This is a genomic window from Serratia sp. BIGb0163, assembly GCF_024809935.1.
Lineage (GTDB): Bacteria > Pseudomonadota > Gammaproteobacteria > Enterobacterales > Enterobacteriaceae > Serratia > Serratia quinivorans.
Map to the genome: position 1 here is coordinate 99,548 of NZ_JANUDZ010000006.1, position 25,900 is coordinate 125,447.

The 25,900-nt window shown below is 55.2% G+C and carries 22 protein-coding genes; 9 read left to right on the forward strand and 13 right to left on the reverse strand.

Going from position 1 to position 25,900, the window contains the following annotated elements; translation table 11 throughout:
- Positions 1–40: 40 nt before the first annotated feature.
- The 4 genes from M2406_RS19395 to M2406_RS19410 all read right to left on the reverse strand — a co-directional run bounded on the left by M2406_RS19395 (position 41) and on the right by M2406_RS19410 (position 4,459).
- A complete protein-coding gene (locus M2406_RS19395) occupies positions 41–1,306 on the reverse strand; it encodes an MFS transporter (RefSeq protein ID WP_259191049.1) in 1,266 nt (421 codons plus the stop codon).
- A 107-nt stretch (positions 1,307–1,413) separates the two neighbouring features.
- Positions 1,414–2,391: a sugar phosphate isomerase/epimerase gene (locus M2406_RS19400; protein WP_259191050.1), complete on the reverse strand. Its 978-nt coding sequence runs from the start codon at positions 2,389–2,391 to the stop codon at positions 1,414–1,416.
- Positions 2,392–2,400: 9 nt separating this feature from the next.
- Positions 2,401–3,108: a GntR family transcriptional regulator gene (locus M2406_RS19405; RefSeq protein ID WP_259191051.1), complete on the reverse strand. Its 708-nt coding sequence runs from the start codon at positions 3,106–3,108 to the stop codon at positions 2,401–2,403.
- Between the two features lie 115 nt (positions 3,109–3,223).
- A complete protein-coding gene (locus M2406_RS19410; RefSeq protein ID WP_259191052.1) occupies positions 3,224–4,459 on the reverse strand; it encodes an MFS transporter in 1,236 nt (411 codons plus the stop codon).
- 95 nt (positions 4,460–4,554) lie between these two features.
- Between M2406_RS19410 and M2406_RS19415 the strand changes: the two genes are divergently transcribed.
- A complete protein-coding gene (locus tag M2406_RS19415) occupies positions 4,555–5,004 on the forward strand; it encodes a helix-turn-helix domain-containing protein (protein ID WP_259191053.1) in 450 nt (149 codons plus the stop codon).
- Positions 5,005–5,034: 30 nt separating this feature from the next.
- Here the strand turns inward: M2406_RS19415 and M2406_RS19420 are convergent, their stop codons facing one another.
- Positions 5,035–5,343, reverse strand: coding sequence for a YcgJ family protein (locus tag M2406_RS19420; protein WP_012146293.1), 309 nt, complete (start codon positions 5,341–5,343; stop codon positions 5,035–5,037).
- A 198-nt stretch (positions 5,344–5,541) separates the two neighbouring features.
- On the opposite strand from M2406_RS19420, the gene rluF reads away from it, so the two are divergent.
- Positions 5,542–6,342, forward strand: a complete 801-nt coding sequence (rluF, locus tag M2406_RS19425) for a 23S rRNA pseudouridine(2604) synthase RluF (RefSeq protein ID WP_259191054.1) — start codon at positions 5,542–5,544, stop codon at positions 6,340–6,342.
- A gap of 22 nt (positions 6,343–6,364) precedes the next feature.
- Here rluF and M2406_RS19430 read toward each other — a convergent pair whose 3' ends face one another.
- Positions 6,365–9,400: an autotransporter domain-containing protein gene (locus M2406_RS19430; RefSeq protein WP_259191055.1), complete on the reverse strand. Its 3,036-nt coding sequence runs from the start codon at positions 9,398–9,400 to the stop codon at positions 6,365–6,367.
- A gap of 218 nt (positions 9,401–9,618) precedes the next feature.
- The gene (locus tag M2406_RS19435) at positions 9,619–9,933 is read right to left on the reverse strand and encodes a hypothetical protein (protein WP_012146296.1); all 315 of its coding nucleotides are present in this window, start codon (positions 9,931–9,933) and stop codon (positions 9,619–9,621) included.
- Between the two features lie 177 nt (positions 9,934–10,110).
- On the opposite strand from M2406_RS19435, the gene M2406_RS19440 reads away from it, so the two are divergent.
- Positions 10,111–10,743 carry a response regulator transcription factor gene (locus M2406_RS19440; RefSeq protein ID WP_012146297.1) on the forward strand — a complete coding sequence of 211 codons (633 nt, stop codon included), beginning with the start codon at positions 10,111–10,113 and terminating at the stop codon, positions 10,741–10,743.
- Positions 10,740–12,530 carry an ATP-binding protein gene (locus M2406_RS19445; protein ID WP_259191056.1) on the forward strand — a complete coding sequence of 597 codons (1,791 nt, stop codon included), beginning with the start codon at positions 10,740–10,742 and terminating at the stop codon, positions 12,528–12,530. Before M2406_RS19440 ends, M2406_RS19445 begins: the two co-directional genes overlap by 4 nt.
- 69 nt (positions 12,531–12,599) lie before the next feature.
- On the opposite strand, the gene M2406_RS19450 is transcribed toward M2406_RS19445, so the two are convergent.
- Positions 12,600–13,433, reverse strand: coding sequence for an enoyl-CoA hydratase/isomerase family protein (locus M2406_RS19450; RefSeq protein ID WP_259191057.1), 834 nt, complete (start codon positions 13,431–13,433; stop codon positions 12,600–12,602).
- A 126-nt stretch (positions 13,434–13,559) separates the two neighbouring features.
- On the opposite strand from M2406_RS19450, the gene M2406_RS19455 reads away from it, so the two are divergent.
- The gene (locus M2406_RS19455) at positions 13,560–13,922 is read left to right on the forward strand and encodes a helix-turn-helix domain-containing protein (RefSeq protein WP_259191058.1); all 363 of its coding nucleotides are present in this window, start codon (positions 13,560–13,562) and stop codon (positions 13,920–13,922) included.
- Positions 13,923–13,945: 23 nt separating this feature from the next.
- Here the strand turns inward: M2406_RS19455 and M2406_RS19460 are convergent, their stop codons facing one another.
- From M2406_RS19460 to guaB, 3 genes are all read right to left on the reverse strand, one after another.
- Entirely contained in the window at positions 13,946–14,485 is a 540-nt protein-coding gene (locus M2406_RS19460; protein ID WP_259191059.1) for a GNAT family N-acetyltransferase, read from the reverse strand.
- Between the two features lie 176 nt (positions 14,486–14,661).
- A complete protein-coding gene (gene guaA / locus M2406_RS19465) occupies positions 14,662–16,239 on the reverse strand; it encodes a glutamine-hydrolyzing GMP synthase (RefSeq protein ID WP_259191060.1) in 1,578 nt (525 codons plus the stop codon).
- Between the two features lie 101 nt (positions 16,240–16,340).
- Entirely contained in the window at positions 16,341–17,804 is a 1,464-nt protein-coding gene (gene guaB, locus M2406_RS19470; RefSeq protein ID WP_012146304.1) for an IMP dehydrogenase, read from the reverse strand.
- A gap of 170 nt (positions 17,805–17,974) precedes the next feature.
- Here guaB and xseA point away from each other — a divergent pair, with 170 nt between their 5' ends.
- Entirely contained in the window at positions 17,975–19,351 is a 1,377-nt protein-coding gene (gene xseA, locus M2406_RS19475) for an exodeoxyribonuclease VII large subunit (protein ID WP_259191061.1), read from the forward strand.
- Between the two features lie 6 nt (positions 19,352–19,357).
- Here the strand turns inward: xseA and M2406_RS19480 are convergent, their stop codons facing one another.
- Together M2406_RS19480 and M2406_RS19485 are read right to left on the reverse strand one after the other, a co-directional pair.
- Positions 19,358–21,724, reverse strand: coding sequence for a glycoside hydrolase family 31 protein (locus tag M2406_RS19480; RefSeq protein ID WP_259191062.1), 2,367 nt, complete (start codon positions 21,722–21,724; stop codon positions 19,358–19,360).
- Between the two features lie 11 nt (positions 21,725–21,735).
- The gene (locus M2406_RS19485; protein ID WP_259191063.1) at positions 21,736–23,043 is read right to left on the reverse strand and encodes an MFS transporter; all 1,308 of its coding nucleotides are present in this window, start codon (positions 23,041–23,043) and stop codon (positions 21,736–21,738) included.
- Between the two features lie 365 nt (positions 23,044–23,408).
- On the opposite strand from M2406_RS19485, the gene M2406_RS19490 reads away from it, so the two are divergent.
- Genes M2406_RS19490 through M2406_RS19500 form a run of 3 tightly spaced genes read left to right on the forward strand, consistent with a single transcriptional unit; the run spans position 23,409 to position 25,899 of the window.
- On the forward strand, positions 23,409–24,491 hold the full coding sequence (locus tag M2406_RS19490; protein ID WP_259191064.1) for a LacI family DNA-binding transcriptional regulator: 1,083 nt from the start codon (positions 23,409–23,411) through the stop codon (positions 24,489–24,491).
- A gap of 41 nt (positions 24,492–24,532) precedes the next feature.
- Complete coding sequence (locus tag M2406_RS19495) at positions 24,533–25,558, forward strand: M4 family metallopeptidase (RefSeq protein ID WP_259191065.1); 1,026 nt, start codon at positions 24,533–24,535, stop codon at positions 25,556–25,558.
- Positions 25,558–25,899 (forward strand): protealysin inhibitor emfourin, encoded by a 342-nt coding sequence (locus tag M2406_RS19500; RefSeq protein WP_012146310.1) that lies wholly within the window; start codon positions 25,558–25,560, stop codon positions 25,897–25,899. The genes M2406_RS19495 and M2406_RS19500 overlap by 1 nt, the downstream gene beginning before the upstream one ends.
- Position 25,900 lies beyond the last annotated feature (1 nt).

A 25,900-nucleotide genomic window follows, 5' to 3' on the forward strand; every position in this document is an offset into this window, starting at 1 on the left:
GGGGCACAGTGCTGTGGCGCCCCCTTTAATAGACTCCAGGTCAGACGGCAGAAACCGCCGGGGTCAATTTGCCGCGTGCGCGGATATTTCTAACCAGCAGCCCCGACACGATGATCCCGGCGCAGGCAAACATGCCCATCAGGCCAAAGACAATCTTGTAGCCGGTTAACCCTGGGAAGGCATCGAGAATGTGGCCGTACAGGCTGAAGCAAAACATCGCCGGGGCATAGCCGATAAAACTACCCAACGCCATCGCCGCACCGGTATGTTCCTCATCAATCCCCGCCTCACCGATCGGGGCGAAGAACACCGCGCGTTGGGTAAAGACTACCGCCCCAAATCCCAGCGTACAGGCCATGCCCAAATACACCGGCATTTTCTCATGTGGCAGCAGGATCAATAATGCCAGCGCAATGGCACTGATAATAAAGGTGTAGAATAAATACTTGCTCGGGGATTTTAATACTTTATCCGCGATCAAACCGCCAATCGGCCCACCCACCATTTTTAGGCAATACTGATTAATAATCCCATAGGCACCCACCAGCGCAATCGGCAAGGCATAGACATGGCTCAGGAAAGGAATAAAGAACGTCAGCCCGCAATAGACGGCATAAACACAGAAAACGCTGAAGGCAATCAGCCAAACCGTTTTATTTTTTAATACGCTGCTCATCCCCGGTTTTTTATCGGCCGGCGCTTCGCTCTTAGAGGCTGTTTTTTCCTCCGGGCTTTCTTTCATTACCAACAGAATAATCATCCCTACGATAATCGCGATCGCTGAATAAAACAGTATCCCAACCTTGAAGCCAAGATAACCGCTGCCAAACGCGGTAAACAGTGCTAACGCAGAAAACGCCACAACGGTATCCACCACGCCGCGTCCGGTTTCGAAAAAGCCGAACAGCCGCCCCTGTTGAGTACTGTCCCCCAGCATACTCACCGATTTGAGCAGCACCGGCCAGTTCAGCATGTCACAGGTGACCCCAAACAACGCCCAGACAAACAGAATGCCCCAGTAGCCCGGCATGCTGGACAGATAAATACCAAGCAAGCCGGTGGCGATCAGTGAAAACGACATGGTAAAGCGGCGCGGCAGACGGTCGGAGAAATAAATCGACAAGAAGAAGCCAATGGTGGTAACAATCGAGTTGACCGACATGGCGTTACCAATTTCCCCGTTACTCAGGTGAAAGTATTCTTGCATCGGCACATAAAACGCATCCTTAAGGGAGGGTAATTTATATATTGTCCCGCCACATAAGACCAACAAGCTAAATAGTGCCCATCTTTTTTTAGTCAGCATAATCCCCTCACAGCCATTAGATAATAAGCGGTGTTGTTACCTCAGTGACGGGACGAGTGTTTCTCCACATCATTGAGAATGTGTTATTTATAAAATTATTTATTATATTATGCCGGGGTTAGCAGCTCCCGGGCTTGCTTTATCAAACTGTCAGTAATGGTGCGAACATGGTGAATTTGATTTAATGCATCCTGAACCTCTTTTTTAAGCCGTTCCTCCAGCCCATGTTCCGGTAACGCGGTTTCACTCATCTCCCGCCATGGAATATGCGGGTTATCGCCCTCTCCGTTAAAACGAAATGGCGGCGCGTAATAATCCACCTCTTCTTCCAGCCCATAAGCGGTAACCTGCGGCCGCTCTTCGCCCAGGCAAATTAGCCCCAGCAACAATTCCCGGAAGGGCAAATCCCCCTGCCCGGAAATACAGGCCCGGTGCCCCATTCCCTGGTCTTCACGCACGATCAGTGCGTCCTTGATATGTACCTGGGTGATATCTTCAGCCATTACCGCCAATGCCGTCAGCGGCTCTTCATTGGCGTTGATCATGTTGGCGAAATCAAATAACAGGGAAAGCTGCGGGAAATCTGCCGCCCGAACCAGGCTAACCAGTTCATGACTTTTAAGATCCTCGTGCTGCTCTAAAGTAAAGCTCAGACCGCTGTGCTGATAACGCTGCTTGATGTACTGAATATCTTCGGCAATGCACGCCAACACTTGCTGCAATGCCCCCTGATAGCGCGGATAGAAGCGCACCGAACTGGCACCGGATTTAAGGGCAATGTTCACCGCCTGATCGATGGTCTGCGAGTCGGAAGCGCTGGTTTCGATATGGATATCCAACCCATAGCGCTGTGCCTGCTCACCAAAGTTGCGAAGGCGGGCATCATCGGCGTGGCAAAGCGCCTGACTTTCCCCATCCAATACATGCACTTTCACGCCGCGCAGTTGCTGCTGATGAGCAATGGTCAGCAGATCCTCAGGCAGGATTTTCTCCATGCGCATATTGAGATGAAAGGCGTAGGCATGCAGATAAAGCGGTAAATTCTGCGCCCGCAGAAGAACTTTCTCCGCCGTTAAGCGATCCATGGTGTTCACCTATAAGTTAATGAAAAAATCCACCGACTCGAAACGCCAGTATTCGATATCCACCTGCACGATACGGCGCTGGGCATCGGCACGATGCTTCTCTACCAGTATCGACGGCGTGCTGGCGTTGCCGCCCATCACCTTGCAGGCATCACCGGACAATCGGGTCGGTTTAAAAGCCAAATGATGGGTGCGAGTCGCGGTTCCGTAGGCTTTTTCCCATACATCGGCAAACGAGTTCTCACCCAGGCGTTCGATGAAGTCGGGTGCCACCCGCGGACTGATAAAGGTTTCGTGATAAAACACGATGTGATTATCCAGCGCTCCCCAGCCACAGATTTTGTAGATCTCCGCCCCTTCACTAAGCTGCAGTAAATCGCAAATGGCCGCCGGTGCCGTCAAAACCCGCTCCTTGGTCATATAACCCCAGGAGGGAGAACGGCCCTGCTCAATGGCAGCCTGTTTGAAGCTGGTAGACGAATTGGGGTTGTAGTTAAAGCGTGGCAATGCTGCAAACCAACCCCGACGATCCTTACGGAATATCCTCGACTCACTTTCCAGGAACAGCAGCGCCTGGCGCAGCGTCATGCGTTTAATGTTCAGCAATTCCCCCAGCTCTCGCTCCGAAGGAAGCTTGTCGCCGGGGGCTATTGCGCCCTGACTCAGCCAGTCATTAAGCCTTTGCTTGGCCAGTTCAACGGTAGAGTTGTTTTCCATAGCTCACTTTATTGGTTTAAACCAGATTACATAACAGTATCGCGGTGAATTATGACAAACAATGGGGGTACTGAATTTTATATGTGACTCCTGTCCCAGAACCGAAAGGATGCCGCTAATGCGCCGCATTTGAGGCCGGCATGGCACGCAGCGTCAGCCCCCAGAACAACAAGGCCGCCAGGCTGACGCTCGCTCCCAGCCAACACACGCCGTACCAGCCCGCCAGAGCGAATACGTGGGTACTGGCAAAGGCACCCAGCCCGCTACCCACCGCGTAGAACAGCATGTAGCAGCCGACTAACCGGCTATGAGCCTGCGGATGAGCGCTGAAAATCAGACTCTGATTCAACACGTGAATGGCCTGTCCGGCCAGATCGAGCAGTACAATGCCCATAATCAGCCATCCCAGCCCGTAACTCAGCAGGCCGAGCGGCAACCAGGCCAGCACCAACAGCAACAGACAGATACCGGTTGCCAACTGCCCCAGACCGCGATCGGCCAGATGTCCGGCACGCACCGCCGCCAGCGCTCCCACCGCCCCCACCAGACCAAAGGCACCAATCACCGAATGTGAAAAATTAAACGGCGCCTGACTGAGTGGCAGAACCAGGGCACTCCAGAAAATGCTGAATGCCGCAAACATCAGCAGCGCCAGCATGCCGCGGATCTGTAGCGTGCGATCGCGCCACAGCAACGTCAGCATTGATCGCAACAGCGCCGGATAACTGAGTGTTGAAGGCGCTGTGTCCGGGACGGGCAACAGACGCGCAAGCACCGGCAACAGGAGCAGGGTTACCGCCGCAGAGAAAAAGTAAACCGCGCGCCAGCCACCGATATCCGCCATTGCGCCGGAAAGCGTGCGCGCCAATAACAACCCGAGAACCACACCGCCTTGCGCGGCGCCCACTACCCGTCCCCGCTCATGCGGCGCTGCCAATGTAGCGGCGAAGGCGACCAATCCCTGGGTCATGGCGGTACCCAGTAACCCCACCAGCAGCATGCCGACCAGTAATAACAGGCTGCTGTTCGCCCAACCGACCACACAAAGTGCGGTAATCAGCAGCAGTTGCTGAACCGCCAGCAGCCGGTGACGATTAACCCGATCGCCCAACGGCACCACCAGCAACAATGCCAATGCGCAGCCTAACTGAGTGACGGTGATCACCATGCCCACCGACGCCAGGCTGATATGAAAATCCTGAGCAATGGCGTCCAGTAAAGGTTGTGCGTAATACACATTCGCCACGCTAAAGGCACTGGCTCCCGCCAGCAATAACACCAGCGACGCAGGCAGGCGACTCAGCGCTCCGCCCTGCGCGGCACAAATCGGATCCAGCGTTTTATCACTCATCGTTCGCCCCAAAGTGGTTGCATTATTAAACCCAATGAACTTTACGCACGGAGGTTTTATAATGCAACCAGATATCGCTACAGGAACGGAATGCCATGAAACGTAAAAGTCTGGAAGATGCACAGTGCCCGGTGGCACGTACGCTGGATGTGATTGGTGACTGGTGGTCGCTGCTGATTGTGCGCGATGCCTTCGACGGCGTGCGCCGCTTCAGTGAGTTTCAAAAGGGACTGGGGATGGCGAAGAATATCCTCTCCACCCGGCTACGTACCCTGGTGGCGCACGGCATTTTGGAGATTGCCCCCGCTTCGGACGGCAGTGCCTATCAGGAATATATTCTCACCGACAAGGGGCGCGCCCTGTTCCCGGTTATCGTCGGCCTGCGCCAGTGGGGGGAGGATTATCTGTTTGACGCACAAGAGGCAAGATCAACGCTGGTAGAAAGAGACACCCGCCAACCGATCCCGCGCATGACGCCGACCAGCAGCACCGGGCAGGTTCTTACGCCGCTGAATACTTTGGTGGTGAAGGTCGACGGGGCCTGACGGATCCTTGGACGGGTGCATGCAGGGCTATTAGTGGCCGAAAAGCAGCTCGGTGTATTTCCTGGAAACGGCGCCGGTGCGTTTACCGCCTTCACCGTAGTAGCGATCCTCGCGGCACAGTCGCTCTTTGACATCGCAGAAAATGCCGTTGGCAAAGGTGAATTCGGTCGGGTCGAACTCACCTTGCGAAGACAGTTTGCTGGCGACTTTCTTGCCGAGATACTTTTCGGTCAATGGGCGGGAAATGCCATCGGTACCATTCGCACAGACATAACGGTCGCACAACACGCCTGATGCCGGTGACTTGAGGGATGAGTTTTGCTTCGCCTGTGCAGGCATCACGGATGCGGCAAGCAGCAGGGTCAGTGAGAACGAAAGTGCTATTTTATTCAATGAGTCAGCCTCGTTTAATGGCAGAGCGCCCGTTATTTGGAGCACTATACTGCCATGAAAAACAGGCCTTTGACGATGTGCAATTTTAAGCAATCTTCGCAATGCCCCCCGGGTAATGTATAGTCCGCGTTTTACGGGGACACCATGCCAACTCAATCATCCATTCGCCTGAATAAATACATTAGCGACAGCGGTATCTGTTCCCGCCGTCAGGCCGATCGCTATATCAAACTGGGTAAGGTTTTTATCAACGATAACCTGGCCGAGGTGGGTGCGCCGGTATTTATTGGGGATGTTGTGAGTGTTAACGGGCAACGGATAGAGCCGCGTAATGATGCAGATTTGGTGCTGATCGCGCTGAATAAACCCGTGGGTATCATCACCAGCATGGGTAAACACGTGCCGAACAACATCGGTGATTTCGTTAACCACAGCCAGCGCACCTTCCCCGTCGGCCGCCTGGATAAAGACTCTCAGGGGCTGATTTTTTTGACCAACCGCGGTGAACTGGTCAATAAGATCCTGCGCGCCGGCAACAATCACCAAAAAGAGTACCTGGTCACCGTCGACAAACCGCTGACCGATGAGTTTATTCAGGGCATGGGAGCGGGCGTGCCGATATTGGGCAAGGTGACCCATAAATGCCAGGTGGCGCAGGAAACTCCGCAGGTGTTTCGCATTACGCTGGTGCAGGGGCTTAACCGCCAAATCCGCCGTATGTGTAAATACTTTGGCTATCAAGTCACCAAACTTGAGCGCGTGCGCATTATGAACATCAGTCTGGAAGGGTTAGCACTGGGCGAATGGCGGGACTTGAGCGAGGATGAACGAACCGCGTTATTTAAGCTGCTTGAGCACTCTTCGTCCGAGGATCCAGACCTGCCACAGAGAGACGAGATACCGCCAGGCAACGATAATCTGTTACCCAACGATACCCCGTTATAACAAAACCGAATTTATCAAGAAATCAGAATGACCATCGGATGTTGGCATTAACGGCATTAACCTGGGTATCAGAACCGTATTGCCCCTGATAGCCGAGATCCAGGCTAGTGGAGCGCGACAGCTTCACGCTCACCCCGACGTCCGCCACCATCAGGTTGTCATCAACTGCGGTGCCCTGCGTGGTAAACGCATCGCTGCCGGCAAAGGCCATACGCGAAGAGGTGGTTTTATCACCGTAGGCATGCTGCCAACCCAGTGAGCCGTAAAGACTGACGTTCTGCGGCAGTTCAACCGTACCGCGCACGCCCAACGTGGAATAGAAGGTATTCATCGTTTCATTACGCACGCTAAGCGCTGCGGCACCGCCACTTTCCTCGAAGTTATCCGTATGCAGACGGATGTAGCTCAGATTGACGAATGGCTCAAGGTTCGCGTCCGACTGCCCAAAACGGTAGCCCGCTTCGGTGAACGCCAGCAGCGAGTCGGCATCATAGTCTGCCTTAAGCCGATCCGAGTAATTACCGAAGTTAACGTTGCGCTCATTTTCCAGCCGGTGCCAGGTGTAACCCAACGCGCCACGTAACGAGAAGGCGCCTTGCTGCCCTGCGGCATACAGACCGAGGTGATAATTATCGCTGTCGGACTTGGAGCGGCGGCTATCGACATCATAATCACCGCGGCTATAACCAAAATATCCACCAACGCGAACACTGCTATCCGCTAATTTATGGTCTGCCCCCAGCAGGAAGCCGCTGGTGTTGCCATCGAGTTTTCCGACGTTGTCATTACCGCTGTTTCTTGCCCATGAGCCAAACGTCTGCCCCCACACGCCACTGTTTTCGGCCTGCGCCGGTTGAACCAGCGTCATCGCCAATGGCGGAACGGGCAACGTATCGTTATCAAAAGCGCGCAACATGCGCTGATTGAGCACATTGAACAGCATGGTGCTGCCGGCAATCAGGTTAGATTGCATGGAGGGATAGACCTCACCAGAAAGTTGATTGAATGCCTCACGAGCTTCGGGCGCACTCAATAACAACAGTGAGTTGTACAGGGCCAATGAAGGGCCGCCTTGCGCCAGAGTCGAGAGCGCACCCGCGGTATTCCATTGGTTGTCGGTTTGTGCCACCGTCTGGAAAATACCTGGCTTGCCGCTGCCTTCTCCCGGCCCCTCACCGCCTGGGTTTTCACCCCCCGGATTCTCGCCGCCAGGGTTTTCGCCTCCCGGATTTTCACCGCCTGGGTTCTCACCACCCGGATTTTCACCGCCTGGGTTCTCGCCGCCTGGGTTCTCACCGCCGCCTTTCTGCGCAATCGTCAAATCCACGGCGTTAGCCTCGTGTTTGAGCGCAACGTCCAGGAACGCAGATTTTGAGACCGCTTCGGCGAACTGCCCGTCAATTCCCCCTTCCGAGGTTAAAATACGATAGCTTTGGCCGGTCTGATAGCTGGTTTGCGAGTCCAGCGCAGTCACCTGCACCTTCGCTTGATCGCTGATAGTGGTTTTACCCGTAACCAGCAGTTTGTCACTACTGCCATCACCGGCGATATCAACGTCGTAGAAAGATTCACCAATGAAGTTCAGATAGCGTTTCAGCGTCAGAGTGCCAATATTCCCGTCGCCAGGGGAAATGTGACCACCGGACTGAATTTCTGTCTGACCTAAAGTGCCATTGCCGCCCAGCGTGCCGCCGGATTTGATTGACGCAGCACTGCTGTAACCCAGACCATTGCTGACGTCGGAGCCGGCTGTTGCATTAAGAATCAACGTACCGCCATTCTCGGCACTCAGGGTCTGCACGTCGAAAGGACTGTCTTCTGGCTGCGTATTGATATCGCTGTTAATGATGATTTTACCGCCACGGGCGGTTACGTTCGCCTTAAGCTGGGTAAGATCCCCGCTCAGCGTCGTCTGCCCGGCGGTGTTGATCACCTCACCTTCGCCAACCATCTTATTGCGGAAATCATAGTTGTCGGAGGTATGGTTAAAGTACACGTAGCTGCCGAACAACCCACCGCGCAGATTGACCACCGTTTGGGCATCGAGGGTACCCGCGCCGCCCGCCGCACCGAGCGTGGGTTCGGTCAGGCCGGTGCCGGTATCCATATTGCCGCGGCTGCCGATGATTAGCGCGCCCCTGTTCGAACCGGAACCGGTATCGCCCAACCGCAGCTCGTTAGCCCCGGCGGAGAATGTTCCGCCGTCCACCACCGACAGCACACCGTTGCCATAATCTCCCACGTTGACGCTGCCGGCACTGGTAAAGCGCGAGCCTTCACCAGCAATATAAAGCTCGGCAGTTTTTCGCGAGCCAGAAACGCCGGCAATTTCCGCGCTGCCGACGTTAACCACGCCGCCATTGAGCACGTCAACATCGCCGTTGGCCGTGAGCGTTTGGCTGATGTTCCACTGCGAGTTTTTACCCGTCACCGTGGCTTTGGGGTTCAGCTTGTCGGCCTCATCAGGCTTGAATCCGCTGTCTATTCTGGCGGCGGCCGTGGTTGTCACCACCCCGCCATCTTCAATCAGCAGGGTGGAACGCGCGCCCTGCCCAAAACCGATGCCAAGCCTGTCGCTGGTAACCCTGGAACCGGCACCTTTAACATTCAAATGGCTGTCGTAACCCCCGGTAGTGCCGACGATAATTTCTTTCGCACTGGCCAGCCCGCCATCTTCAACCCGCAATGTCCCCTGGCCGAGGTTTAAACTGCCACGCAGAACATTTTGATCGTTTACGGCACTCAATACCGCATTAGGTCCTCTGACCGTGACCAGGCTTTCATAAATTTTGCCGTCTGAGCGGGTGCCGATATTGATGTTATAGCCGCCGACCTGGCCATTATCTATCAACAGGTTTCCACTTTGATTGCGACCGACGTAAACATTCCCGCTGTAGGCTAAGGGTTCTGTCACTTTGGATTCACCATCGAATATAACATCGTCGGCCCGAGCCATATCGGCAGACCCCATCAATAGCAATGGCGCGGAAAAAAGTGCGAGGTAAATTTTGGAAAGCGGTTTTCTTACCGCTAAATGATGCGATATTTTATCTTTCATGTTTTCTCTCCGGCCTAATTAACTTAGAGCCATCAAAATTATTATTTATATGAAAAATTCAATGTATTAGAGGGTGTAGAGTGCGTAATGCCGCAAACACAAACTGATTACCATCGAGACGCAAGCTTATTGCCCCCCAGCGCTAACGCGTCGATGCCAAACTTATTGGGCTTGCGGGTCAATACTGATTTTTCCCCTCGGCTCACACCCACAGGAGATTATTTATGCGTGACAACCGGGGTACAGCTCGGGGCGGTCAGCGATGGCGCAGATCCTAAAAACCCTGGCATCATCATCGAAGAGCAGTCGAAAATTCGCCCTTTTTCAGTGGTGGCGCGGTAAGTGAGTTTTTGTCCACCGAGTGCGTCGGGCTGGGCGCCGTTAACATTGGTCACGGTAATTTCGTCTGATGAGCCCAGCCCCAGCATTTTAGCCGTTTCCGCCTGCAGCAAAGGTATTGCCTGATCGGTTTTCAACGTTGAACAACCGGCGACCAGTAAAGTAACGGCCAGAGCGATAAATGGTTTCTTCATAAATTATCCTTTTCAACCAAACAGATCCAAACGCTGAATGGCTCTATGTTTTATCTTATCCAAATCCCCGCATAATATATTTCTCTTTCCTAAACGAAAAAACCCTCCTAAAGTAGGGAGGGTGGATAATAAGAGATTACCGGAACCATCCGATACGTTTATACGAAGGAGCTAGCTTTGGGACAGGAGTATGCACTGGTCGTTGATGACCATCCTTTGGTGGCAAGTGGCATCGCCAATTTTCTTAATACGCATTGTCGATTTAAACATGTCCACATGGCGACCAACGAAGATCATTGCTATCGCCACATTATGCTAAATGGCCCTCCTCGTTTAATGGTTATAGATTTTTGGCTATCCAATGGCACGGCGCTTAAATTCCTCAAAGAGATGAATGAACGTTATTCACAAATTCGCTTATTGGTGGTGAGTGGCGACGACAACAATGAAATATGGCAAAAGGTTCGAGAGGCCGGCGGCCATGGTTTCGTGCTTAAAAATGAATCTCCTGAATTATTCGCCAAAGCCGTAGCCACACTCACAGACAATCGACTATGGTTTCCTCAGGATAATGCGACGGGTGTAACGCCCGTCCAAAACCATTTGCAACATTTAAATCTAACGCCGCGACAGGTTGAAGTGCTTGCCATGATGTTGCGTGGTTTTCCTAATAAAAGAATAGCCTCACAACTTTCAATTTCAGAACCCACAGTTAAAGAGCACATCAGTAATATTCTGAAAAAGATAGGTGTGAATAGTCGGGTAGAGGCGATCACCCTGCTCCACGGCCGATCGGGGCCATTACAATGAAGTTACTTCAATCTTTACAAGATGATGGTATTTCTCCCCGTGCGCAAATCCGTCTGCTGGACAATACATTTATACGCCTGGTATTTAGCTTCAGCGCAGTGCCCTTTGTTGGTATTCCTTTCGCTATTTGGATTTATTTACTGGGTGAAAACCTATGGCCGATTAGCCTCTGGATAGTCTTATATTTGTTCTGCGCCGTCGCCATCAGGTTATGGCATCGCAGCTATAAGAGAGAAACAATAAAAAAAGATGCGGACGTTATTCTTCGCCGCTGGTTACCCCATATCAATAAAGTTGCCTTCGTTCATGGGCTGGGTATTTCTTCGTTATATATAATCACGCCACAGATAAACAATTTTGACTTTTTCTTATTATTGAACATCAGTATCGCGGCTATCGTTGCGGCCAACGCAACACATTTAACGCCAGTCATTAGCACCTTTACTCTGTTTTTCTTTTCCTGCTGGAGCATACTGAATATTGGCATCATCTGGCGATTAAACGATGTCATGCTTATTGTGCTGATGCTTAACCTGCTTTATGGGTTCGCCATCTACCGCCACGCATTAAGCTCCCATAAATTCTTTATCCAGCAAGCCCGCCTCGAAGAGGAAAGCTCCCGTCTTGCGGAGCAATTCAGACAAGCCAAAGAGGAAGCAGAGCAGGCGTTATTGGATAAAAACCAATTTCTTACTACCGCCAGTCATGATTTGCGTCAACCGGTGCACGCCATGGGTTTTTTGATCGAAGCCATTATCCATAAAAACCGCGATGTCACGCTCATCCCTCAGCTATTGGATCTGCAGCAAAGCGTAAGATCCGTGCATCTTATGTTTAATTCCTTACTCGATCTCAGCAAGATTGAATCCGGCAACGTCAGCACGGCAACGACCCATGTGGACATTGGAATGCTGCTCGACTCGGTGATGACCCTGTTTCGCGAAGAGGCGAACAGCCGGGCATTATCATTACGGGCATGGCGGCCCAAGCGCCGAATTTATGTGATGGGCGATCAGCTACTCATCAGGCAATCACTGATTAACCTGATACAAAATGCACTGCGTTATACGCAAAAAGGAGGCGTGCTGATAGCCATCCGCCCTCAGGGAGCGGAATGCTTAATTGAAGTTTGGGACACCGGCGTTGGCATCGCCGACGAAGAGAAAGGCAAAGTTTTTTCCCCCTATTATCGCCCTGAGCTGGCGTGGAAAATCGATAGTGCCGGCCATGGATTAGGGCTGGCGGTAGTGGCACGCTGCGCCAAACTGATGAAGGTGAAATACGGCATGCAATCCGTTGAAGGCAAGGGTTCCCGTTTCTGGATGCGCTTTGCCCTTTACAACGGCGAATGCGAGCTACCAGAAAGCGCAAACAGTTACTCAAATAGCCTCACTCCCATCCGCTATGCGCCGCTGTACGGTTCCTGTCTGGTGGTGGACGATGACCCACTGGTGACTTCCGCCTGGTCGAGTTTGATGAGCACCTGGGGCCTCACAGTACGCTGTGCGGCCTGTGCAGAGGAGGCATTTGCGATTATCGATGAAGGCTTCAGCCCTTTTGCCGTGCTGTGCGATCAACGGCTCCGCTCTGGCGAGAGCGGGTTCGATATATTGAAAGCGCTGTTTGAACGCCTGCCGGATACCAGCGGTGCCATGGTCAGCGGGGAATTTAACTCACCCACTTTGCAAGAGGCCGAGCAGGAAGGTTATCTGGTACTGCGAAAACCGCTGGAACCCGCGAAACTCTATGCATTGCTGTCGCAATGGGCAGCCTCAGTTAGCCGGTAGGCTTTATACCGGTGAACCCATGCCAGAATTTCGTTTCCGCATGGGTCCGATTTCAGGAGTGGCATTCCTTTAGATCTCGAGGCCGCGCAGCAGGCCCTCAAGGTTGCGCTCGCCAGCCCGGGTCTGAGCACCTGCCTTCAATCCGCCCCGAATGAGTTTTTCTGCTGCGGGCCGTGCGAACAGCCCAGCCCAGGCATCGTGTTCACGATAAAAGCCTTCCCGCAGATCTGGTGCAGGCATCGCCTGTTTGGCCGCCGCAATAACGCCCTCGGGCAATGCCGCAATGTTGCGAGCCAACCGATCGACGAAATCATCGAGTTCGGCAGCAGGTAATGCGCGATTGATCCATCCGTAACGTTCCGCCGTAGCGGCGTCGATCAGTTCGGCACCCAGGATCACTTCAAGCGCACGACCGCGCGTCATCCGGCTGGTCAGATACTGGGTAGCGCCACCGCCGGGCGTGATACCCATCAAGGCCTCACACTGGGCAAGCCCCGCCAACCCCTCGGCGGCAAACGCCATGTCGGCCGCCGCAACAAACTCGGCACCACCGCCGCGTGCCAGCCCGGCAAGCTTGACGATCGTGACCTGCGGCTGCTCCCGCAGAAGCTCACCGAATGCCTGGAACGGATTAAGGCCTTCTGGAGCATGGCGTGCAAGCTCATCGAAAGCGTGCGGCTCATCGATTAAGGTCATGTCGACATGAGCAATAAAAAACTCGGGATTTGCGCTCTGGAATACCAACACTCGCGTGTCCGGATCGTCACGAACAGCAACAAGAAAGCGGCTGATCTCCGACATCAAAGACACATCAAGCACGTTGACCGGAGGATTGTCGATCGTGATCGTCGATACGCCATGGTCATGGGAAATACTCAGCCTGCTGAAATCTGTATCTGTCATGTCAATATCCTGGGTGGTGGGGAAGAAAGTGGCAGCGGGTTTGGGTGCTGTTCACCGCATGGTATACTTTGCATACCTAGGGTCAATTACGCACTTTAAACATCCCAGGGATGCTGGAGGATACCTATGAACGAGACAGATCCTATCTACCGGGCCGACTGCCCAAGCCGAATCATTCTCGACCAGATCGCAGATAAATGGTCGATGATGGTGCTGGAAGTGCTTCGCGAGCCACGGCGTTTCAACGCGATTAAGCGCCGCCTTGACGGCGTCACTCAGCGCGTACTGACCCAGACACTGCGTAAGCTGGAACGCAACGGCATGGTGAAACGCAGGGTTCTGGATGGGCGGGTACTGGGCGTCGAGTATTCACTGACCCCACTCGGCCAATCGTTACAGGAGCCGTTTGCAATCCTGTTTAATTGGACGCTGGGGAATATGGAGACGATTCAGGACTGCCAGAAAAAATATGATGAGCAAAGCCAATAGAATGAAAATTGAGGTTGGCAGCCTCAATTCCCTGCGCGACTAATGGCCGCGTACATCCAATAATCTCTGGCCTGCCCGCGCACGCGGCGGTATTGCCTGATTAAACCTTCGCGCTGCATGCCCACTCGCTCCAGGACGGCAATCGACAATATATTGCTATCAAGAACCGTAGCCTGAACACGCTGAAGGCCCAGAACGGTGTGCGCCCAATGAATAACGGCACTCGCCGCCTCAGTCGCCAAGCCCCGGCCACAGTGGCTCGGGTCAAGATCGTAGGCAATTTCCGCCCGGCCATGATCGCGGGATATTTCGTTCAACCCAACCGTACCGAGCAAACCGTCACTCTGATCCACAATGGCCCAACGAAGAGAGTCTTTGCCTTCGGCATAGTCAGCAATCAGCGTTTCGAGGTTGGTCGGGCCGACATCCCCCCAACTGGTATGTTCAATCACGCCAGGTTTACTCAAATACGCCGACCACGCATCAACATCGTCTAATCTCAGCGGCCTTAATGACGCGTAAAGCTCTTCAGGTAACGGTATTCGTGTTGGCAATGTCGTCATAGCACCTCCGTCAAACCAGTCACTGATGCAAAGATATAAAGTACTGTGGTTTAGATGCGTTGTGAACCTACGCCAGGTAATTCCATAAAATTCTTTTACTTCATAAAAAATCCCGCAGTTACGCGGGATTAGATGTGATGGCTGTTATTTAGTGCCGGCCTAGACCGGCCGCTAAATCATTCCCACTCAATGGTAGCCGGTGGCTTGCCGCTGATGTCATAAACTACGCGGGAAATGCCGTTCACTTCGTTGATGATGCGGTTGGAGACGCGGCCGAGGAAATCATACGGCAGGTGCGCCCAATGCGCGGTCATAAAGTCGATGGTTTCCACTGCGCGCAGTGAAACAACCCAGTCGTATTTACGGCCATCGCCCATCACGCCAACGGAACGTACCGGCAGGAACACGGTGAATGCCTGGCTGACCTTGTTGTACAGATCGGCCTTGTGCAGTTCTTCAATGAAGATGGCATCGGCGCGACGCAGCAGGTCGCAATACTCTTTCTTCACTTCGCCCAGCACGCGCACACCCAGACCTGGCCCCGGGAACGGGTGGCGGAACAGCATGTCGTACGGCAGGCCCAGTTCCAGGCCAATTTTGCGCACTTCGTCTTTGAACAGCTCTTTCAGCGGTTCGACCAGGCCCAGCTTCATCTCTTTCGGCAGGCCACCCACGTTGTGGTGCGACTTGATCACGTGCGCTTTGCCGGTGGCAGAAGCGGCGGATTCGATCACGTCCGGGTAGATGGTGCCTTGCGCCAGCCATTTGACGTCAGCCTGTTTGCAGGCTTCTTCGTCGAACAACTCAACGAAAACGCGACCAATGATTTTGCGCTTGGCTTCCGGCTCGTCAACACCGGCCAGGGCGCTCAGGAAGCGATCTTCTGCCGCCACGTGAACGATGTTCAGGCCGAAGTGGTCACCAAACATTTCCAGTACCTGTTCGGCTTCGTTCAGGCGCAGCAGGCCGTTGTCGACAAACACGCAGGTCAGGCGTTTGCCGATGGCACGGTGCAGCAGCATCGCGGTAACGGAAGAGTCTACGCCGCCGGACAGGCCGAGGATCACGTGATCTTCACCTACCTGCTGACGAATACGTTCTACCGCATCTTCAATGATGGTCGCCGGGGTCCACAGGGCTTCACACTGGCAGATATCCAGCACGAAACGCTCCAGCATACGCTGGCCCTGACGGGTGTGGGTTACTTCCGGGTGGAACTGCACGCCGTAGAAGCGTTTTTCTTCGTTGGCCATAATGGCAAACGGGCAGGTATCGGTGCTGGCGACGGTCACGAAGTCAGCCGGGATAGCGGTCACTTTGTCGCCGTGGCTCATCCACACGTCCAGCAGCGGTTTGCCGGCCGGGCTCAGGGCGTCTTCGATGTCGCGCACCAATGCGCTTTCGGTGGTGATTTCCACCTGGGCATAACCGAACTCACGCTCGTTGGAACCTTCTACCTGGCCACCCAACTGCATCGCCATGGTCTGCATGCCGTAGCATACGCCCAGCACCGGGACACCGGCGGTGAACACGTATTCTGGCGCGCGCGGGCTGTTGGCTTCGGTGGTGCTTTCCGGGCCGCCGGACAGGATGATGCCGCTTGGATTGAATTCGCGGATTTGCTCTTCGCTAACGTCCCAGGCCCACAGCTCACAGTAAACGCCGATTTCGCGCACGCGGCGTGCTACCAGTTGAGTGTATTGCGAACCAAAGTCCAGAATCAGGATGCGATGCTTATGGATATTTTTTGTCATGTGAGGCGAATTCCAGCAACAGAGAAAAAGAGCGAAAATAGTGTTTTCGGGGTGAAGCGTTACGCCCCACCCCGGCTTCTCCCGCAGGAGAAGTTAAAGCATTAACCCATGCGGTAGTTCGGTGACTCTTTGGTGATGGTCACATCGTGCACGTGGCTTTCCTGAATGCCGGCGCCGCTGATGCGCACAAATTCAGCCTTGGTGCGCAGCTCGTCGATGGTGCCGCAACCGGTCAGGCCCATGCAAGAGCGCAGACCGCCCATTTGCTGGTGAACAATGGCTTTCAGCATGCCTTTGTAAGCCACGCGGCCTTCGATACCTTCAGGCACCAGTTTGTCGGCGGCGTTATCGGTCTGGAAGTAACGGTCGGAAGAGCCTTTGGACATCGCGCCCAGTGAACCCATACCGCGATAGGATTTGAACGAACGGCCCTGATACAGCTCGATTTCGCCCGGAGATTCTTCGGTACCCGCCAGCATAGAGCCAACCATCACGCAGGATGCGCCAGCCGCGATGGCTTTGGCGATGTCACCGGAGAAACGGATGCCGCCGTCGGCGATAACCGGGATACCGGTGCCTTCCAGCGCTTCAACCGCGTCGGCGATAGCGGTGATCTGCGGTACGCCAACGCCGGTAACGATACGAGTGGTACAGATGGAACCAGGGCCGATACCCACTTTCACCGCGCTAACACCGGCATCAGCCAGCGCTTTGGCGCCTGAAGCGGTCGCGACGTTGCCGCCAACGATCTGCAGATCCGGGTATTTGGCGCGGGTTTCACGAATGCGCTGTAATACGCCTTCGGAATGGCCGTGGGAGGAGTCAATCAGCAGGACGTCAACGCCGGCAGCGACCAGCGCATCAACGCGCTCTTCGTTACCTGCTCCGGCGCCAACCGCAGCACCAACGCGCAGACGGCCATGCTCGTCTTTACAGGCGTTTGGCTTGCGTTCCGCTTTTTGGAAGTCTTTGACGGTGATCATACCCAGCAGATGGAACTGGTCGTCTACCACCAGCGCTTTCTCAACGCGTTTTTCGTGCATTTTCTGCAGCACGACTTCACGCGCTTCACCTTCTTTCACCGTAACCAGGCGCTCTTTAGGCGTCATCACGGCGGTAACAGGCTGGTTCAGATCGGTGACGAAGCGAACGTCACGGCCGGTGATGATGCCGACCAGTTCGTTTTCTTCGGTCACGACCGGGTAGCCGGCAAAGCCGTTACGCGCGGTCAGTTCTTTCACTTCTTTCAGGGTGGTGGTCGGAGTCACGGCCTGTGGGTCGGTGACCACGCCGCTTTCATGTTTTTTCACGCGGCGGACTTCTTCAGCCTGACGCTCGATGGACATGTTTTTGTGGATGAAGCCTAAACCGCCTTCCTGCGCCAGCGCGATAGCCAGATTGGCTTCGGTAACGGTGTCCATGGCTGCGGACAGCATAGGGATATTCAGGTGGATGGTTTTGGTCAATTGGGTGCCGAGCTCAGCGGTATTAGGCAGAACCGTAGAGTGAGCTGGAACCAGGAGAACGTCGTCGAATGTCAGTGCTTCTTTTGCGATGCGTAGCATGGGCAATATCTCACCAGAGTGGGCTGTGAAAAAGATAAAATATTGCCGCGGCATTATACAGAGCGTAATCGGTTGCCTCCAGTACTTTCGCACAAAAACTCTTGATTACCTTTTTCAGCCATGTAGTATCGACCAATTAAGTGCTTGTTTTGAAATTTGATCTGGGTCACATGTCGCTACCTGTTTCGCCGTCTATTTTTACCGTAAGCCGCCTGAATCAGACGGTTCGACAGCTGCTGGAAATGGAAATGGGCCAGATTTGGCTCTCCGCCGAGATTTCCAACTTCTCTCAACCCTCTTCCGGCCACTGGTATTTCACGCTGAAAGACGATCGTGCGCAGGTGCGTTGCGCGATGTTCCGCAACACTAACCGCCGCACCACTTTCCGCCCGCAGAATGGCCAACAGGTACTGGTTCGCGCCAGCATTACGCTGTATGAACCGCGCGGCGACTACCAACTGATTGCCGAAAGCATGCAGCCTGCCGGTGACGGTCTGTTGCAACAGCAGTTCGACCAGTTGAAACAGCGCCTGAGCGCCGAAGGCCTGTTCGACCAACAGTTCAAGCAACCCTTGCCCAGCCCGGCCAAACGCGTCGGGGTCATTACCTCCGCCAGCGGTGCGGCGCTGCACGATGTGCTGCAGGTGCTGCAACGGCGTGATCCTTCACTGCCTATCGTTATCTACCCTACTTCGGTACAGGGCGCAGAAGCGCCATTGCAGATTGTGCGTGCCATCGAAACGGCTAACCGCCGCGACGAGTGTGACGTGCTGATCGTCGGCCGTGGTGGCGGTTCGCTGGAAGATCTGTGGAGTTTTAATGACGAACGCGTGGCGCGGGCAATTTTCGCCAGCCGCATTCCGATCGTCAGCGCCGTCGGCCATGAAACCGACGTCACCATTGCCGATTTTGTCGCCGACCTGCGTGCGCCAACCCCTTCAGCCGCCGCCGAACTGGTCAGCCGCAATCAGCTGGAGCTGCTGCGCCAGTTGCAGTCCCAGCAGCAGCGGATGGAAATGGCGATGGATTACTATCTGGCGCAGCGCCAGCAACAGTTCACCCGCATCAACCACCGTTTGCAGCAACAGCATCCACACCTGCGCCTGGCGCGTCAGCAGACGCTGTTGTTCAAACTGCAGCGTCGGTTGGAAGATGGCATGCAGAACCAACTGCGCTTGTCTTCACGCCGCAGCGAGCGGGCGCAACAGCGCTTGGCGCAGATGCAGCCACAGGCACGCATTCATCGCTATCAGCAACGCGTGCAGCAGCAGGAATACCGTTTACAGCAGGCGCTGGAGCGGCAGCTCAACGCCTGGCGTCAGCGCTTTGGTGTGGCCTGCAGCCAGCTTGAGGCGGTCAGTCCGCTGGCAACGCTGGCGCGTGGCTACAGCGTGACGCAAACGCCACGCGGCGAACTGCTGAAAACCACCAAACAGGCACAGGTGGGTGAATTGCTGAAAACCCGTCTGCAGGATGGCTGGGTGGAAAGCGAGGTGAAAACCATCACCCTGGCCAAAAAAACGCGCAAAAAGCGCGCGGCTGAATAATTCCGCTTATTCCAGCGTAAAACTGTTGCCGGGCGCGCCGTTGATCCACAACTCGCGCGCTTCTCCGGCAGGCAAGCTGAAGGTGATGGTTCGCCATGCCGGTTTAAAGCGGCCCTCGGTGGTGAGGTTCAGCGTGATGCGCTGATTGTCACTGAGCATCTCCCAGCGCAGCCACAGCGCGTCGCCCTGCTGCCAGCCATAACTCTCGCCGTCGTCTTCAAATAACAGCCCAGAAGCGCTGCCACAGCCTTTTAGCGGGTACAACTTAAGCTCACGTCGCTCGTCCGCCGTTACGTCAACATGCGCCAGGCGGGATGACAACGGCAATGCCGCACCGGCACGCACCAGCAGCGGCAAGCGCTCCAGCGGGGCTTCCAGCACCACCGTCTGGCCGCCACTGAACCACTGGCCGCTGTAGAAGCAATACCAACCATCGCCGTTATCCGGCAGATACACCGGCCGCTGGCGTTGCCCCTGCTCCACTACGCTGGCCACCAGCAGATCGCGACCAATCATAAAATCATCGGTTTCTTTCAGGGTCTGTTCGTCATGCTCATGGTCGAGGAAGGTCGGGCGCAGCATCGGCTCGTCGTCGGCACTGGCCTGCCACAGCAGGGTGTAGAAATACGGCATCAGCCGGTAACGCAGGTTAATCGCCTCGCGTACCGCCGGGGTAGCGGCCGGATACATCCAGGGTTCATTCACCGTGGCGTCGTCGTTCCAGGAGTGAATGGTAAAACGCGGATGCATCACGCCGTTTTGCACCCAGCGCACCAGGAGTTCGGCGTCCGGCTTGTCACCGGAGAAACCGCCGACGTCGTGCCCGAGGTTATACAGGCCGGACAGGCTCATGCCCAACCCCATGCGGATGTTGTAACGCAAAGTCTGCCAGTTGGTGCGGTTGTCGCCGCTCCAGGTCTGCACATAACGCTGCATACCGGCGCAACCGGAACGCGAGATCAGGTAAGGCCGCAGCTCGGGAGCAAAGCGTTGCTGAGCCTCCATTGAAGCGCGCATCATCAGTAACGGCATCACCGGGCGAATGTGCTTGATGGCGATAGGCGTGCCAAAACCGTGGCAACGCGCCTCTCCGTCCCACACTTCGTATTCGTTATTGTCATTCCAGGTGGAATCAATGCCCATCTCCAGCAGCTGCTGCGTCACGCCCTGTTGCCACCATTGCACCGCCGCCGGATTGGTGAAGTCGAGGTGCGAGCCTTCGTCGTCCCAAAAGCTGGAGCGCTCCGGCCGGTCGCTTTCGGAATCCCGGATAAACAGCCCCTGCTCCGCCGCCTGCTGATACTGCGGATGATCCTGCAACAGGCACGGCTTGATGTTGGCCGCCAACTTTAACCCGGCATCGTGAAACGCCTGGCTCAACTGTTTGGGCTGCGGCACCTTGTCGTAGTTCCAGTTGAATACATAGCGCTTGTTGCCGATCGAGGTATAACCCGACGACAGTTGGAACGAGTCGCAGGGAATATCATGCTGGCGACAGAGTTGAATAAACTGCTGTAGCTGCTGCTGGGCATCCGGCGCATCGGTGTAATGCATGGTGGAACCGCTGTAGCCCAGGCTCCATTTCGGGCCGAAGTGAGTCTTGCCGGTCAGACGTACAAACGCCTTGGTCACGTCCAGCACTTTGGGGCCGAGGAACAGGTAATAATCCAGATCCCCCGCTTCAGCCTGATAGCGGCGATAGGCCAGATGGTAGTTATCGATCTCATTGCCCAGATCCAGCCAGCAACTGCTCAGGTTGTCGTAAAACAGCCCGAAACTGGCCTCTTCCCCACGGGTGATGGTGAAAGGAATGTGCTTGTACAGCGGATCGGTGCTGGCGGCGTTGTAACCCATCGCGTCCAGGTTGCGCATTTCAAAGCGGCGACCGCTGCGTTCCAAATCACCGGCCTTCTCACCCAGGCCATAGTACCGCTCGGCGGCCTGACGGCGCTGGTAGTGGGCCACGCCGTCACCGTGCGGGTTCAGCAGGTAAGCGCTGGTTGGCCGATCGGCGGCCAGCGGAAGCCATTCACCGGCGGCGTTGCAGTGCTCCCACTCCAGCCACAGCGGCTGATGCACGGTAACGCGCAGTGCAGACGTCGTCACCACCAGCCGATCCTCATGTTGCTGCAACTGATAACCCGGCAGGCCGAAGCCGGCCACGCTCAAGCGATCACGCCCTTCCCAGGGCACATCAGTCTGCGGCGCAATGCTCCAGGTGCGATCCAGCGCCAACTCGCCATTGCGTTTAATCAACACGCGGAACAGGCTGTTTTCCAGCACGTAAAGACAGAACAGGTGACGTTCATCGACCAACAGCTCAATGCGATCGGCATACTGGCCGGCCAACGTCCAATTTTTTAAGGTTTTCATAGGCATCCAACTTAACTATTAAGTGTTTTTTTACCGCCACGTTCGGCGATCAAGGCAATCAGGAATACGGCGCCGATCAGGTCGAAGAAGCCCATGGCGATAAACAGCGGGTTGAAACCGACGGTATCGGAGACCGCGCCGATCAGCAGCGTGAACAGGAAGCTGGCGATCCAGGCGCTGGAGCCGCGCATACCGTTGACCGTAGCTACCTGATTTTTATCGAATGATTCCACCACCAGCGCGCTGAGCATGCAGGAGATCACCTGATGGCCGAAACCGCCGATCGAGATCAGAGCGATCGCCACATAGGGATCTTTGGTGATCGCGACGAACGCCAGCGAGACCATCATGAATGCGCCGGTGACCGAGCTGGCAACCACCGAGTTGACGCGGCTGCAGCCGAACCATTTACGGTACAAAGTGGTGAGATAGCCGCTGGCGACGCTGCCGATGTCCGCCGCCAAAAACGGCAGCCAGGCAAACATGGCGATGTGTTTTAAATCCATGCCGCGTTCGGTGGCCAAATACAGCGGCACCCAGAAACTGAATACCGCCCAGGCCGGCTCGGCGAGAAAGGCCGGAATGGCAATGCCGTAGAACTTTTTGTTGCGGCAGAGAATGGCCAACGACTTGAGGAAAGGCAGTCGGGGTAACTCCGGCTCGTTGTCTTCGCGGATCAGATCCAGCTCCTGCTGGCTCAGATTGGGGTGCTGCTGCGGCGAGTGGTAGAACCGCCACCACAGCACCACCCAAAACAACGCCAGCGCGCCGGAAAACAGGAAAGCGCCCTGCCAACCAAAGGAGACGTGGGCAATAACGATGATCGGCGGTGCCAGCATGGCGCCAATAGAAAACCCGACGCCCGCCCAACCGGCGGCGATGGGCCGTTCCTTCTTCGGGAACCAGTCGGAAATCGCCTTGGCGTTGGCCGGCGTAGCCGCTGCTTCTGCCCCGCCCATAAAGAAGCGCAGGATCGCCAACTGCACCCAGGTGCCGGCCCCGGCATGCATCATGCAAACCACCGCCCAGATGCTGGCGCAGATCAGGAACCCCATCTTCAGACCAATCACATCGATCAGCCAACCGCAGATCGGCTGAAACACCGTATAGGCCAGTTGGAACGACGCAACCACCCAGGAATACTGCTCGGTGGTCATGTTCAGGCTGGTTTTCAGCTCCGGCGCCAGGATGCCCAGCGAGTTACGAGTGATGTAGTTAACCGTGACACCCAGCAGAAACAGCGCCAGCATCCACCAGCGCAGTGATTTAAATTTACGCCGGCCGCTGTCGACGACCCTTTGATTAATTTCCACACTCATCTGTCTTCTCTCCACGACGGCTGCCCGGTGACACAGCGCGCTTTTTGGTAGGGTACGTTTGGTTAGCGAAGGTATGGGTGGTGTTAAATTGCATTATGCTTCCCAGAAGCAGGCGCACGTCCTTCACAACCACATGATTTATTTTCATTTTATTTATAATTCAGCCCATTAATTGGACTGATAAATCTATAAAGTTGGTATACCAATTCAAACTAGCCAGCCGGAAGCGTGAGCGAAACGTGGTTTTTTGCAAAAATTTTCATACGAAGGATAAAAGCTCGCCATAATGGCCACCGAAGCCTGACAGTACGCTGAAAAAATGCAGTGAAAATATTTTCATCACCAAATTTGAAGGAGATCACAGAATGAACGGAAAGCTGAAAATCCAGGAGATCGCCCACCAAACCGGGTTGTCGATCAGCACCGTTTCACGCGTTTTAGCCGGCAAGTCCAATACCAGCGTCGAAGCACGCCAAAAAGTGCTGGCCTGCGCCCAACAGAACGGCATCCTGCAGGGGATTTCCAGCGGTCGACTGATGTTGAACAGCGTGATGGTCTTCGCGCCACAACGCGCCTTTGACGTACGTACCGATATTTTTTACTACAAGGTGATCCAGGGCATCACCGCTGCGCTGGCAGAACATGAGGTACGTATTCGCTATTGCGGGCTTGAGGAACTGCACAGCGACGGCGCGCTGTTTTTGGAAAAGATGAGCGATCCGCAGACCCAGGCGGCGCTGATTATCGGTATCGATGACGAGCATATTCACCAGTTAGCCGCCGATCTGAATAAACCCTGCGTGCTGATTAACTGCAGCGACCGGCAGATGCGGCTCGATAGCGTGTCGCCCGACCATCAACTGATTGGCGAATTCTCCGCCAACTATCTGATCCAGCAGGGGCACAGCCATATTCTGAACCTGCAGTGCCTGCGTCGGCACACCATGGAGCTGCGGCTGGCGGGCATTAAACAAGCCTATGCGCGGCACAACATCGCCTTTGACGAGGGTCGCCATCTGGTCACCACCTCCGGTTTCGGTAGCGAAGAGGCCGAACAGGCACTCACCACCTTTATCAACCGGGTCAGTCAGCGCTCACAATTGCCGACGGCCATTCTTGCCGGTGGCGACTATATGGCGGTCGGCGCGGTCAAGGCACTCAACAAATTGCAGTTGAGCGTGCCAGGTGATATTTCGGTGATGAGCACCGACGGTTTTAATCTGGCGGAAATTCATGACGTGCCGCTCACCTCGGTACACGTGCCGCGCGACGAGTTGGGCTATGAGGCCATTCAGCTACTGCAACGCCGCATGCTGCGCGCCGATGCGCCCCCATGCAACCTGCTGCTGCACGGCAAGCTGGCGGTCCGCACCTCGGTCAAACGCGTCAGCCCCCATAAAACCAGCCCGGCGGTCAGCACTCACGATCACCGTCTTTACGATGTCTGAACTACACTTAGTGGCGGAATCTTTACTCAAGGAGAGCCACTATGCCGACCCTGACAGCGCGCTCGGTCATTCCCCCTTATATGCTGCGTCGGATCATTGAGCACGGCAGCCTGCCGCAGCGCGACTGCGCATTACACACCCTGAACCACGTTCAAAGCCTGCTCGGCAACAAGCCGTTACGCGCCCCCGGGGCGAAAACCTCGACCGGTGGCGAAGTCATCCGCGATATTTTTGATGCCGAAAACGGCACCCAACTGCCGGGTAAACAGGTACGTAATGAGGGCCAGGCCAGTAATCATGACGTGGCGGTGGATGAAGCCTATGACTACCTCGGCGTCACCTACGATTTCTTCTGGCAGGCATTCAAACGCAACTCGCTGGACAATCAAGGCCTGCCGCTGACCGGCAGCGTGCATTACGGCAAGGAATACCAGAACGCCTTTTGGAACGGCCAGCAAATGGTCTTCGGCGATGGTGACGGCGAAATCTTTAACCGTTTTACCATCGCCATCGACGTAGTCGGCCACGAACTGGCACACGGCGTCACCGAAAGCGAGGCCGGACTAATTTACTTCCAACAGGCCGGTGCGCTGAATGAGTCGCTGTCTGACGTGTTCGGTTCTCTGGTCAAACAGTTCCACCTCAAGCAAACCGCGGATAAGGCCGACTGGCTGATTGGCGAAGGCCTGCTGGCGAAAGGCATCAACGGCAAGGGCCTGCGTTCGATGTCGGCACCCGGTACCGCCTACGACGATCCGCTGCTGGGGAAAGATCCGCAGCCGGCCGACATGAAAGACTACATTCAGACCAAAGAGGATAACGGCGGCGTCCACCTCAACTCCGGCATTCCCAACCGCGCCTTCTATCTGGCGGCCACGGCTCTGGGCGGCTTTGCCTGGGAGAAAGCCGGTTACATCTGGTACGACACGCTTTGCGATAAGACACTGCCGCAGGACGCTGACTTCGCCACCTTTGCCCGTACCACGGTGAAACATGCCAAACAGCGCTTCGACAGTAAAGTGGCGGATAAGGTACAGCAGGCCTGGCATCAGGTAGGGGTAGAGTAATGAAACCCTTGCCGGCACTCAATCAGGACACGGTCATTGAGCTGGCGCGTGAAGGCGGCTTCGCCTTTATTCCCAAACTGGCGGGCCAGCGGCGCATTGCGCTGGCCGACATTACGCCAGAACAACGGCAGCGCCTGAATCAACTGTTGAACCAGACGCTGCCCTACGCCCAGGAAGAGGGGCAACCGGACTCTCCCGGCTGCGGTGACCAACGTTATTTTCGCGTGCAGATCAGCTATTACAGCCAAACTTTACGCAGCGAAATCGTACTGCTGATCCCGGAAACCAGCGCCCCGCAGGCGTTGGTCGACCTGTGGAAAACCGGTCAGGTGGATGAGTGAA

Bases quoted from the DNA above. Each gene is read 5' to 3' on its own strand.
- M2406_RS19395 (WP_259191049.1), bottom strand. From the start codon at position 1,306: ATGCTGACTAAAAAAAGATGGGCACTATTTAGCTTGTTGGTCTTATGT.
- M2406_RS19400 (WP_259191050.1), bottom strand. From the start codon at position 2,391: ATGGATCGCTTAACGGCGGAGAAAGTTCTTCTGCGGGCGCAGAATTTA.
- M2406_RS19405 (WP_259191051.1), bottom strand. From the start codon at position 3,108: ATGGAAAACAACTCTACCGTTGAACTGGCCAAGCAAAGGCTTAATGAC.
- M2406_RS19410 (WP_259191052.1), bottom strand. From the start codon at position 4,459: ATGAGTGATAAAACGCTGGATCCGATTTGTGCCGCGCAGGGCGGAGCG.
- M2406_RS19415 (WP_259191053.1), top strand. From the start codon at position 4,555: ATGAAACGTAAAAGTCTGGAAGATGCACAGTGCCCGGTGGCACGTACG.
- M2406_RS19420 (WP_012146293.1), bottom strand. From the start codon at position 5,343: ATGCCTGCACAGGCGAAGCAAAACTCATCCCTCAAGTCACCGGCATCA.
- rluF (WP_259191054.1), top strand. From the start codon at position 5,542: ATGCCAACTCAATCATCCATTCGCCTGAATAAATACATTAGCGACAGC.
- M2406_RS19430 (WP_259191055.1), bottom strand. From the start codon at position 9,400: ATGAAAGATAAAATATCGCATCATTTAGCGGTAAGAAAACCGCTTTCC.
- M2406_RS19435 (WP_012146296.1), bottom strand. From the start codon at position 9,933: ATGAAGAAACCATTTATCGCTCTGGCCGTTACTTTACTGGTCGCCGGT.
- M2406_RS19445 (WP_259191056.1), top strand. From the start codon at position 10,740: ATGAAGTTACTTCAATCTTTACAAGATGATGGTATTTCTCCCCGTGCG.
- M2406_RS19450 (WP_259191057.1), bottom strand. From the start codon at position 13,433: ATGACAGATACAGATTTCAGCAGGCTGAGTATTTCCCATGACCATGGC.
- M2406_RS19455 (WP_259191058.1), top strand. From the start codon at position 13,560: ATGAACGAGACAGATCCTATCTACCGGGCCGACTGCCCAAGCCGAATC.
- M2406_RS19460 (WP_259191059.1), bottom strand. From the start codon at position 14,485: ATGACGACATTGCCAACACGAATACCGTTACCTGAAGAGCTTTACGCG.
- guaA (WP_259191060.1), bottom strand. From the start codon at position 16,239: ATGACAAAAAATATCCATAAGCATCGCATCCTGATTCTGGACTTTGGT.
- guaB (WP_012146304.1), bottom strand. From the start codon at position 17,804: ATGCTACGCATCGCAAAAGAAGCACTGACATTCGACGACGTTCTCCTG.
- xseA (WP_259191061.1), top strand. From the start codon at position 17,975: ATGTCGCTACCTGTTTCGCCGTCTATTTTTACCGTAAGCCGCCTGAAT.
- M2406_RS19480 (WP_259191062.1), bottom strand. From the start codon at position 21,724: ATGAAAACCTTAAAAAATTGGACGTTGGCCGGCCAGTATGCCGATCGC.
- M2406_RS19485 (WP_259191063.1), bottom strand. From the start codon at position 23,043: ATGAGTGTGGAAATTAATCAAAGGGTCGTCGACAGCGGCCGGCGTAAA.
- M2406_RS19490 (WP_259191064.1), top strand. From the start codon at position 23,409: ATGAACGGAAAGCTGAAAATCCAGGAGATCGCCCACCAAACCGGGTTG.
- M2406_RS19495 (WP_259191065.1), top strand. From the start codon at position 24,533: ATGCCGACCCTGACAGCGCGCTCGGTCATTCCCCCTTATATGCTGCGT.
- M2406_RS19500 (WP_012146310.1), top strand. From the start codon at position 25,558: ATGAAACCCTTGCCGGCACTCAATCAGGACACGGTCATTGAGCTGGCG.